Below are 5,711 nucleotides of genomic sequence, written 5' to 3'. Positions count from 1 at the left end.
TTTCAAAGAAATTTTTTAATCAATAGCAATAAAAAATTATTTGGTAGACAAAAAGAGTTAAATGAATTAAAAGATGAAATTAATAATACTAAAAATAAACTACTTATAATAAAAGGTGTTTCAGGGGTAGGAAAAACATCACTTGTAAAAAGAGCTTTGGAGCTTTCAAATATTGATACTACCAATTCACTTCAAATAAAACTAGATAATTATAAACAAAATATTGCATATAAGATATTATATGAAAAAATTAGAGAACTTTCAAAACAGTTATTAACAAAAGACTCTTATACTTTAGAACAATGGAAAAAAAATATTATTGAAAAACTTAATAGTGAAGTAAAAATACTTTTTGAATTAATTCCAGAATTGAAAATTATTTTAAATGATAATAGCGAAGAAATAAAAATTAATAAAAATATATCAAAAATAAAATTTGATAACTATTTGTTTAAATATTTACAACTATTTGCAAGCAAGAAAAATCCTTTGCTTATTTTTATAGATGATATGCAATGGAGTGATGAAGTTACAAGAAATTGGTTAGAAAATTCTCTTTATCAATTAGAAAATACTATTACAATTATTACTTATAGAGATGATGAAGTAAAACAAGATTCCAAATTAAATAAACTTTTAAAGAAATTAGAAAATGAAGATATTTTACTTAAAACCTTTCATTTGAAGCCTTTAAAATATGAACATATAAAAGATATTCTAAAAACAAATATTAAACTTGATAATAGCGATGAAATAGCAAAATTAGTTTTTAATAAAACATCAGGAAATTGTTTTTTTATTATTCAACTATTAAAACAGTTAGTAGATGAGAATATAATCTATTTTAATTATGATGAGTTTAGATGGAAATGTGATTTTAATCAATTAAACACTGTTTCTGCAAGTAATAATATTATTCAACTTCTAGAAAACAAAATAAATAAATTAGATAAAAATGAAAGTACACTATTGAAAATAGCTTCATGTATTGGAAATAAGTTTGATGAAGAACTTTTGAAAAAAGTTTTTAATGATGATAAAATATTTAAACAAATACTAAATAAAACTATACTAAATGAATGGATTGTAAAAACTAAAAATATTAGTAATTTAAAATATGAAAGATATAAATTTTCTCATGATAGAATACAACAAGTTATATATAATTCAATAGCCTTAAAAGAAAGAAGTTTATATCATAAAAAAATCGCGGACTCTATACTTAATTTAGATTTACATAATAGAAATAATGATTTTTTAACATATATAAACCATTATAATAATGCAAAAATGCTTTTCAATACAAAAGAACAAAAAGACTATTTAGCTTCACTTAATCATAAAGCTTCTATAAATGCAAGAGAAAATGCAGATTTTGTAATGGCACAAAAATATATGAAACAGGCTCTAAATCTTTTTAATGATATTAAATCTAAAGACAATTATAGTGAAATCTTAAAAGATTATGCAATTTGTGAACATATGGTTTTAAATAAAAGAACTGCATTAAAATATTATAACAATGCAATAAAAGTTGCTAATACAAATCTTGAAAAAGCTTATATTTACGAACAAATAATAAAACTCTATTCTGATTTTTCTGAATTTAAAAAAGCTTATGAAACAGGTAAAAAAGCTTTAGAATTATTTAATTTAAATATACCTAAAAGTTTCAGCAAAGTTATATATACAAAAGACTCAATGTATTTAAACTATAAATTAAAGAATAAAAATCCAAATAGTTTACTCTCTTTGCCAGAAACAAAAGATGAAAAAGTTATTATTATGATAAAACTTTTATCTGCATTACTTAAAGCTGCATATCAAATTGATCCAAAACTATGTGTACTTGTATCAATGAAATTAGTAAAATTATGTTTAAAACATGGAGATACTAAAGATGCAGTTATTGGTTTTATGGTTTTTGGCGTTATATTTCAAGGTGCAATAAAACAAAATCATAAATTAGGTTGTAAGTATGCAAATCTATCTTTAGATATGATAAAAAAATATAATAATACTAATTTATATCCTGAAGTTAATTTTGTTTGTGGTTATTTTGCTTTTTCATGGGTACTACCAACTGCAATAACTGAACAAAAATGGTTTGAATCATATAATAAAGGTTTATTAATAGGAGATTTATTCCACAGTGGCTGTGCAGCAGCTGGTATTATACAAAGTATGTTCTTAAGAGGTGTATCTTTAGATAATATAAATAATCAAATTGAGATTTTTGAAAAAACCCTTAGAAGAATAAAAGCTTATGAACAATTAGGTGCAATTTTAAGTGTTAAACAAGCAATTTGCAATCTTAAAGCAAACACAATTAACAAAAACTCTTTTTGTAATAAATATTTCAATGAAGATGAGTATGTTAAAGAACTAGAAAGTTATAACTCTTTACACTTTGTACATTACTACTATATAAATAAAATGATTACTCTTTTTATACATGAAGATTATAAACAAGCTCACGAATACTACTTACAAAGTAAAAGATTTTTAGAAAATTCTAAAGGTACAATTCATGGTATTGAACACTATTTTTATGAATCTTTAATACTTTCAAATTTATATGAAAAAGTAAATAGCGGTTTAAAAAAAAGGTATCTTAAAACAATCAATCAAAATCTATTAGAGTTTGAGAAATATAGTTTAGAGTGTCCAGAAAATTTTGTTGTAAGAAAAAATCTAATCAAAGCAGAGCTATTTAGAATTGAAAATAAAATAAATGAAGCTTTTAAATATTTTGAAAAAGCTATTCAAGCAGCAGAAATTTATTCTCAAACTCATTTAAAAGCTATTGCAAATAGATTATTATCAAATATATATAAAACAATCAATCAAGAAAGAGTTTCAAAGCTACTAAAAAATGAAGAGCAAGATATATTAAAACAATGGGGTGTATCAGTTAAGAACTCTTCAAATATTAACATGCAAGCTACTGAATCAATAAATCTTGATACTTTAACTAAAGCAGCAGAAGCAATAGTAAAAGAACAAAAACTACCAAGTTTATTAAAAAATTTATTACATATAGTCTTAGAAAATTCAGGTGCACAATACGCAAATGTACTTTTAGAGAACAACAATAAATATTATATACAAGCTACTGCTTCATATAAATCTACAACAATTGATGTAATGCAAAATATTGAATTTGAAAAATCAAGTGATGTTGTTCATAATATAATAAACTATGTTTTAAGAACTAAAAAACCTATTGTAATTGATGATTTAAATAATGATTCCATTTTTATAAAAGAAGATGATGCCATAAATAGAGGAGTAAAATCAGTTTTATGTTTGCCATTAATTTTTCATAATAAAATAAAAGGTTTAATCTACTTAGAAAATAATGCAATGACTGGAATATTTTCAAAAGAACAAATAGAATTACTTAAACATTTAAGTGGACAAATTGCAATCTCCATAGAAAATGCACTAATGTATAAAAATCTTGAACAAAAAGTAGCAGAAAGAACACATGATTTAGATAAGAAAAATGATGAATTAGAGAACCAAAATGTAAAATTACAACTTCAAAATAAAAAGATTTTAGAACTAAATACAGATATTATAAAAGAGAATGAAAAAAGAAAAAAAGTAGAAAAAGAGCTTCAAGAAGCAATAGAAAAACTAGATATGCTAGCAACTACGGACTCACTTACAAAAATAAAAAATAGAAGAGTTTTTGATATTACACTAGAGCAGGAGTGTGCAAGAGCGCAAAGAACAGATGAAAATTTGTGTCTAATTATGTGTGATATTGATTATTTTAAACTATATAACGATTACTATGGTCATTTACAAGGAGATGAGTGTTTAAAATATGTTGCAAAAACTTTAAATGAAAATTTAAAAAGAACTAATGATTTAGTTGCAAGATATGGAGGAGAAGAGTTTGCGATGATTTTACCTAATACTTCTATTAAAAATGCATTGAAAATTGCATCTCAAATTAAAAATAGTATTAATAATCTTGAAATCACACATGAAAAATCTAAAGTTAGTTCTTATATCACTTTAAGTATGGGTATTGCTTCATCTAAAGAAATCAAAAATATTACTCCAAAAAATTTAATAAGATTAGCAGATGAAAAACTATATTTAGCAAAAAACAAAGGTAGAAATCAAATTATATCATAAAGGAAAATAATGACTAAAAAAGGTATTTCAATACTAACATCTGTACTTTTAGTAAATGTTATGTTTGCAAAAGATATTAACCCTTTTGCAGTAAACAACGGTAATATTCCAACAAAAAGTGAATATTCTAAAGAGTTATTTAAATTCAATTATAACTATCCAAGTGAATATAAAAAACCTGTAAATAGACCATGGTTTAAAGTAACAAATAATAAACCATTAACAAAGAAGAATGCATATGATTATATTATGGCATTAAAACAGTATGTTGCCCCATCAATGAAAACTTTTGTTATAAATCAAAGCCAATGGAATAAAAATAGTCAAAAAGGTTGGTATAGTATGCTTTGGGCAGGAGAGAGTGTACCTTTAACTTCTTGGGAAGGAAGAGAAGCAATATATGGTACATATACAGGTCAAATACAAGAAGCAAGTGTATATAAAGATTTTGGATTAACAGTGCCTGTTAGAAATTATGCAGCAATATACTATGATGAAGTAGCAGCACATACATTATATAAGATTTTTAAAGACTGCAATCAAAAAACAAAAGAGTGCATTCCAAATATAAATAATAATGAAGCTCAATTTGAAGAAGGTTCAGTAATTATAAAAGCAGCTTCGGCATCTGCTACACCAGAACAATGGCCTGTATTAAAAGGTGCTGCAATTTGGAAAATATATAGAAAACCTTTTGATATTAATGGAACAATTAAATCAAAAGAACCAAGAGTTATTAATACTAGAGTTACTATATTTGATATTATAGTAAAAGATTCTATTGCAGCACCAAAAACTGGTTGGGTATTTACAACACTAGTTTATGATAAAGATGCAAAAGGAGAAACTGCTTGGGAAAAAATGGTTCCACTAGGTGCAATTTGGGGAAATGATCCAGCAATAAATTCAGCTAAATACCCCTTTAAAGAATTAAATCAAACATATATAAATCCAAATGCACCTGCATATGCAAAAGTTACATTAGGCTATGGTAAAAGACTATCAGGTCCTTTTGATATTGCAGTAAAATATGATGTAAATGTAGATGATAAAATAGTAAAAAAACTACGAAGCTCATCATGTTTAAGTTGCCACGGAACATCAAGTTATGTACCTTATGATTCTGATATGATTACATTTTTCTATCCAGTAAAAAAAATCACTGAAGATGGAATATGGAATATGTATATACCTGGCTCAAAAGAATGGAACCAGTGGTTTCAAAATAGATGGGGAGATATACCTCAAAGTAAAGAAAAGAATGTGATAGCACTTGATTATAGTACTTTTTTAGAGCAAGCTTTAATGAATTTTGCAGCTGATTATAGTCATGATAATAATTTAAACAATGAAGAGTATTTCAAAAAATGGAGAAAATATAAAAGAGAAGCATTAAGACATTAAAACTATAAAAAAAAGGCAAAAAAAAGAGCCCATAACTAAGATAACTGTAAAAAGTTAAAATAGATAAGGGCTTAAAAAGACTCAAGAGCTGGCAGAGGCCTACGTTTCCACAAGTGAAACCTGCAGTATTATCAGCGCAGAAGTGCTTGACTTCC

General features: G+C 25.0%; 2 protein-coding genes. Both read left to right on the top strand.

The annotated features are described in order from the left end of the window. Positions 1–4,152: diguanylate cyclase (locus CP960_RS13270; RefSeq protein WP_119184494.1), on the top strand; the 4,152-nt coding region annotated here is incomplete at its 5' end. A 9-nt stretch (positions 4,153–4,161) separates the two neighbouring features. Beyond that, a complete protein-coding gene (locus CP960_RS13265) occupies positions 4,162–5,556 on the top strand; it encodes a hypothetical protein (RefSeq protein ID WP_101185945.1) in 1,395 nt (464 codons plus the stop codon). Positions 5,557–5,711 lie beyond the last annotated feature (155 nt).

The organism is Malaciobacter halophilus (genome assembly GCF_002837275.1).
Taxonomy (GTDB): domain Bacteria; phylum Campylobacterota; class Campylobacteria; order Campylobacterales; family Arcobacteraceae; genus Malaciobacter; species Malaciobacter halophilus.
This window is presented reverse-complemented; position numbering and strand designations above follow the sequence as displayed.